This is a genomic window from Tepidiphilus baoligensis, from assembly GCF_012911495.1.
Classification (GTDB): Bacteria; Pseudomonadota; Gammaproteobacteria; order Burkholderiales; family Rhodocyclaceae; genus Tepidiphilus; species Tepidiphilus olei.
The window spans coordinates 1-4,915 of record NZ_JAAAUB010000030.1 but is presented as its reverse complement, the minus strand read 5'-3'; the positions used below and the strand labels follow the sequence as shown (position 1 = coordinate 4,915).

Annotated in this window: 6 protein-coding genes and 1 other RNA gene; 5 read left to right on the top strand and 2 right to left on the bottom strand. The window is 63.7% G+C overall.

What is annotated here, in order from left to right; translation table 11 throughout:
• Nucleotides 1-45: 45 nt before the first annotated feature.
• From GV368_RS10785 to ssrA, 4 genes are all read left to right on the top strand, one after another.
• On the top strand, nt 46-1,389 hold the full coding sequence (locus GV368_RS10785) for a TRZ/ATZ family hydrolase (RefSeq protein WP_169116523.1): 1,344 nt from the start codon (nt 46-48) through the stop codon (nt 1,387-1,389).
• A gap of 77 nt (nt 1,390-1,466) precedes the next feature.
• Entirely contained in the window at nt 1,467-2,189 is a 723-nt protein-coding gene (locus GV368_RS10780) for an OmpA family protein (protein WP_169116522.1), read from the top strand.
• Nucleotides 2,190-2,253: 64 nt separating this feature from the next.
• A complete protein-coding gene (ubiG, locus tag GV368_RS10775; protein WP_169116521.1) occupies nt 2,254-2,952 on the top strand; it encodes a bifunctional 2-polyprenyl-6-hydroxyphenol methylase/3-demethylubiquinol 3-O-methyltransferase UbiG in 699 nt (232 codons plus the stop codon).
• A 63-nt stretch (nt 2,953-3,015) separates the two neighbouring features.
• Nucleotides 3,016-3,386, top strand: a transfer-messenger RNA (tmRNA) gene (ssrA, locus tag GV368_RS10770).
• A 269-nt stretch (nt 3,387-3,655) separates the two neighbouring features.
• Here the strand turns inward: ssrA and GV368_RS10765 are convergent.
• Nucleotides 3,656-3,925: a hypothetical protein gene (locus GV368_RS10765; protein WP_235933765.1), complete on the bottom strand. Its 270-nt coding sequence runs from the start codon at nt 3,923-3,925 to the stop codon at nt 3,656-3,658.
• Between the two features lie 4 nt (nt 3,926-3,929).
• On the opposite strand from GV368_RS10765, the gene GV368_RS11450 reads away from it, so the two are divergent.
• Nucleotides 3,930-4,322 carry a hypothetical protein gene (locus GV368_RS11450; RefSeq protein WP_235933764.1) on the top strand — a complete coding sequence of 131 codons (393 nt, stop codon included), beginning with the start codon at nt 3,930-3,932 and terminating at the stop codon, nt 4,320-4,322.
• A gap of 68 nt (nt 4,323-4,390) precedes the next feature.
• Here GV368_RS11450 and GV368_RS10760 read toward each other — a convergent pair.
• On the bottom strand, nt 4,391-4,915 hold a 525-nt coding region (locus tag GV368_RS10760), incomplete at its 5' end, for a DDE-type integrase/transposase/recombinase (RefSeq protein WP_169116520.1).

Genomic DNA, 4,915 nt, shown 5'->3' with positions numbered 1-4,915 from the left:
GGCGCTCCTCGGCCTTACAGAGATTTGATGCGATTGCCCTGGCCGATGCCCGAATCGATCGCCCTCCAGCCCGCAGACGTCCTCATCATCCCCCGCTGGCTCCTGCCAATGGAACCGACCGGAGCGCTGCTAACCGGCCACGCCGTCGCGATCCGCGGCGAGACGATCCTCGACGTCGGGCCGACCGAGGAATTGGAACGGCGCTGGCGGCCGCGCGAGCGCGTCGAACTGCCCGATCACGTGTTGCTGCCCGGCCTCATCAACGCCCACACGCATGCGGCCATGACCCTGCTGCGTGGCATCGGCGACGATCTCCCCTTGCGCCGCTGGCTCGAAGAGGCAATCTGGCCGCGCGAGATGGCTCTGATGAGCGAGGCATTCGTCTACGATGGCACGTTGCTCGCCGCCGCCGAGATGCTGCGCGGCGGCATCACCACCGCCGTCGACATGTACTTCTATCCCGAGGCCGCCGCGCGCGCCTTCGCCGCCATGGGCATGCGCTCGGTGCTCGGCATCACCGTCATCGATTTCCCCACGCCATACGCGGCCGACGCCGACGAGGCGCTCGCCAAGGGGCTCGCCGTGCGCGACGCCTGGCGCGATGAACCCCTCGTCTCCTTCGTGCTCGCGCCGCACGCCCCCTATTCGGTGAGCGACGAGACCCTCGAGCGCATCGCCACCCTCGCCGCCCAGCTCGACCTGCCAGTCCAAATCCACTTGCTCGAGGCGGCGCAGGAGCGGGAAGAATCGCTCGCACGCCACGGAGAAACGCCCCTGCAGCGGCTCGATCGCATGGGCCTCCTGGGGCCGGGACTCATCGGCGTGCACGCCGTACACCTCACCGAAAGCGAAATCGCGCTGCTAGTCGAGCGCGGCGCCGCCCTCGTGCACTGCCCCACCTCCAACATGAAACTCGCCAGCGGCATCGCCGCCGTACCCCGGTGGCTCGAAGCCGGCATTGCCGTCGGCCTGGGCACCGACGGGGCGGCGAGCAACAACCGGCTCGACCTCTTTCAGGAGATGCGCCACGCGGCCTTGCTCGCCAAGGTCGGCCAGGGGCGTGCCGACGTGCTGCCAGCCATGCAAATCTTGGAACTCGCCACGATCGGCGCCGCCCGCGCCCTCGGGCTGGAACATCGCCTCGGCTCGATCCGCCCGGGCAAGGCCGCCGACCTCGTCGCCGTCGCCCTCGATGCCGTCGAAACCCAGCCCTGTTATGACCCCTGCTCGCACCTCGTCTTCGTCGCCGGACGCGAGCACGTCAGCGACGTCTGGGTCGCCGGACGCCGTCGTATCTCCGGAAAAATCTTGCTGTTGCAGGAAAACAACAGACCTTTGTCCGCTCTGGCGCAAAACTGGCGGCAACGAATCCAGTTGCAAATCCGCTGAAAAAGTGCTTGTATAATGAATCCAAGGATACGATCCTAGACCTTGTCCCAACCGTTTTCCCAAGAAAGGATGCTACCATGACCACCAAAAACACCCGCTTCAAGCTCCTCGCCGTCGTCCTTGGGACGATCGGGTTTTCCATGAGCGCAATGTCCGCCGACGTCGTGGTCGATCGCAAGGGCGTCGTTCCTTATGTCACCGACTCCCGCAACGTCGTCGTTATGAGTGGCGCAGGTGCCTGCGTCCGCGCAGGCGCCAGCTGGTCGCCGGCGGCTGCCGAGCAGGCCACGGACGCCAATGGCAAGCCGCTCGCCTGCAGCTGCGATCCCGACCTGATCGCCAAAGAGAAATGCGAACCGCCCAAGCCGGTTGCCGCAGCCGCCCCGCGCCCCGCGCCCAAGCCGGCCGAACAGAAAGTGAAGATTTCCACCGACACGCTGTTCGATTTCGACAAAGCCACGCTTCGCCCCGAAGGCAAGGCCAAGCTCGACGAAGTCGTCGCCCAGCTCGGTAAGTACAACGTCGAAGTCATCCTCGCCGTGGGCCACGCCGACCGCATCGGCCGCGAGGCTTACAACCAGAAACTCTCCGAGCGCCGTGCCGACGCCGTCAAAGCGTATCTGACCAGCAAAGGCGTCCCGGCCAATCGCATCTACACCGAAGGCAAAGGCGAGACGATGCCCGTCACCGGTGACAAGTGCAAGAACATGGGTCCGGAAAACCGGAACAACAAGAAACTCATCGACTGCCTGCAACCCGACCGTCGCGTCGAAATCCAAGTCATCGGTACCGACAAGTAATCCTGGTCGTCCGAGGTCTGCGGAAAACCCCGCCCTGGCGGGGTTTTTCTTTGGAGGATTCCCCATGACGAACGTCGATCCGCTGGAACTGGCCAAATTCGAGGAGCACGCCCACCACTGGTGGGATCCGACGAGCGAATTCCGGCCACTGCACGAAATCAATCCGCTACGGCTCTCCTGGATCGAATCCCACGTCCCGCTCGCCGGCAAGCGCGTGCTCGACGTCGGCTGCGGCGGCGGCATCCTCGCCGAAGGCATGGCGCGGCGTGGCGCCCGGGTCACCGGCATCGACCTCTCCGCTGCCGCTCTCGAAGTCGCCAAACTCCATCTCCTCGAATCCGGCCTATCGGTGAACTACCGCCTCGAGAGCGCGGAGGCCCACGCCGCAGCGCATCCCGGCGCCTATGAGATCGTCACCTGTATGGAGCTGCTCGAACACGTCCCCGAGCCCGAATCCATCGTCGCCGCCTGCGCCGCGGCGCTCGCCCCCGGCGGCTGGGCATTTTTCGCCACGATCAACCGCACGCCCAAAGCCTACCTGCACGCGATTCTGGGGGCGGAATACCTGCTGAGGCTACTGCCGCGCGGCACGCACGACTACGCCAAATTCATACGCCCCTCCGAACTCACCCACTGGGCACGGGCGAACGGGCTCGAACCGGTCGCTCTGCAAGGGCTGGGCTACAATCCCCTCACGAAAACCTATCGTCTGATCGAAGAAACCGCGGTAAACTACATGCTCGCCACCCGCAAAGTGGCGTAAAAAAGTGCACCGATCTGCGGAACTTTTTCTCTGTACGAGGCACTAACACAACGCAAACCCACTGGGGCCGTACCTGGCTTCGACGGGGGTCGCAAAGCAGCACAGCGCATACCGAGGACCAGTCCCCTCGTAAATCCACTGGAAAGCAAACAAACGCCAACGACGAGCGTTTCGCTCTCGCCGCCTAAGGGCGGCGAGCGCTGCACCGGCTGGCCTCTGGGCCGGATGATGGCGTAAGCCATCTCGCAGCGTCATTCACAGAGGCTCGTCCCCGAGTCGGGCCGCTTGGCTCGGGGCCTAAAACCAAGGCGGCTCGCGTCGGTGCGGTGAGCCTACCCACCAATACCGGCGCTAAACTCAAACGGTAGGCTAAGTATGTAGACCTGGCTGTGGAGGGCTTCCGGACGGGGGTTCGACTCCCCCCGGCTCCACCAGATTCCAAGAAAAAGGGCTCGGATAGTCTCCGGGCCCTTTTTCTTTGCGCGAATCCCCGTGTGGCACGGAGTGCCGGGCGCTTGCCCTTCGGGTGCCGACGTGTCCAGATAGACAGACCAAATTAGACCAAATCGACCCATTTCCTGGCCAGCCCAGTCTCTTTTCTCTGTTTGCCCTGCGGGTAGTCGCGGCGTCGAACCCTGTATTTACAGGGACTTGGCGCGGCCTTTTCGTGGTCAGCCATGGCCACCGATAAGCGGTCAAACCACTACGCATCGAACCCATCGACCACCCGCCGCTGCGCGATCCAGTCCAGCGGCAGCAGGTTGCGCTGGAACCAGATCAGGCTCATGCAACTGGGCTGCTGGCCCGCCAGGATGGCCTGGATGATGGCGGGCTCCAGCAGCGCCGGCCGCAACAGTTCATTCACCGTCGAGTAATACAGATCTTCGCGCTGGGCAATATCGCTACCGCTGACCACCAACCCGTCGTCGAGTAACTGTTGCCAATAGAAGGCCTGCTCTAATGTAACCAGCATAGTGTTGTCGAGCTGGCCCCGTGCAGTCGGACTGGCACTCTCCCCCATCTGGCCGAATCACCACCTTGCGCACGCCGCGCTTGCGGATCTGCAACGGGATGAAGGTCGAGAGCTTCACGGCGCCGCCGTCCATGCGCTGTTGCACCGCGGCCTCGCCCGATTGGCGCATCCGCATCATATCGTCATCTCCCCCTTCCGCCAGTTCCGGGCCGATTCTGCCGGGGCGCAGTTCGTCGATCAGATCCACCCAGCCGGCGTTGCGCCAGAGGATCTCCAGCCCGTCGTCGACAATCAATACGCGCTCGATCAGCAGTTGCGCCAGGTGTCACTGCTCGGCCGGAAACAGCGAGGGCCATACGGCGGCGAGCTGGCGCGTCGGCATCACCACCCGTGCTGATCGAGATCGATGGCGCTGTCGCGCACCCGGTCTCAGACCGCCTGCACGCGTTCCGGGGAACGTAACGCCTAGCTGTCAGGTCCCGGACGATTACGCGGTATTTTTATGAAAAGTTCCGGTTTTTCTTTGTACCATCTTTTCATGGCCTCGATGGGCGGAACATGCCCCAGGGCTTTCTGGGGGATGTGGTGATTGTACAGCCAGACGTAGCGATGAATCGTCGCCTCCAACGAGGCTCGGCTGTCGAAGCGATGGGTAGCAAGCACTTCACTGATGCGTCCATTGAAGCGCTCGACCATGCCGTTCGTCTGCGGGCGGCGAGGTTTGGTCAGCCGATGCGCGATGTCGAGCGCCTGGCACAGTTCATCGAAGGCATGCGTTCCTGTAGGGGTACGCTCGCCGCGGGTAATGAAGCGGTCGGTGAACTCCTTGCCGTTGTCAGTGAGGATCGTGTGCAGATGAAAGGGGGCCGCCTCGATGAGCGAGCGCAGGAAGCGCCGGGCGTTGGCGGCCGTCTTCTCCGGGTAGATGGCCACGAACACCCAGCGCGTAGCCCGGTCGATCGCCACGAAGAGGTAGCGGCGTTTGTCCTC

Coding starts and splice junctions, on each gene's coding strand:
- GV368_RS10785 (WP_169116523.1), top strand. CDS start 46: ATGCCCGAATCGATCGCCCTCCAGCCCGCAGACGTCCTCATCATCCCC.
- GV368_RS10780 (WP_169116522.1), top strand. CDS start 1,467: ATGACCACCAAAAACACCCGCTTCAAGCTCCTCGCCGTCGTCCTTGGG.
- ubiG (WP_169116521.1), top strand. CDS start 2,254: ATGACGAACGTCGATCCGCTGGAACTGGCCAAATTCGAGGAGCACGCC.
- GV368_RS10765 (WP_235933765.1), bottom strand. CDS start 3,925: ATGCTGGTTACATTAGAGCAGGCCTTCTATTGGCAACAGTTACTCGAC.